The sequence below is a fragment of the Paratractidigestivibacter sp. genome (assembly GCF_052362415.1).
GTDB lineage: Bacteria > Actinomycetota > Coriobacteriia > Coriobacteriales > Atopobiaceae > Paratractidigestivibacter.
In genome coordinates, this window is record NZ_DAWEMK010000195.1 from 1 (window position 1) to 246 (window position 246).

Sequence of the window (246 nt, forward strand, 5' to 3'; positions counted from 1 at the left end):
CTGCGGCAGGCGCACGGCCGTCGATCCCGTAGCCGCGATAGCACCAGCCGTAGCACGGCGCGAAGTACGGATCCTCGATGACCTGGGGGCAGGCGACCTTGAGCTGGTCGATGACCTCGTCGGCCACATCGAGCACCACGGCCATGACGAGCAGGCGGTTCCACAGCACGACGTCGGCGGGCACCGCCTCCGAAAGGTGCGTGAACTCCTTGAGCCAACGCCGGAGTGCCTCGAGCTGGGCCAGGG

At 68.3% G+C, this 246-nt stretch carries 1 protein-coding gene; it reads right to left on the reverse strand.

The window, feature by feature from the left end:
• A partial coding sequence (locus ACT84W_RS10830; protein WP_444329227.1) for a DUF2207 family protein occupies window positions 1-246 on the reverse strand: 246 nt, incomplete at both ends.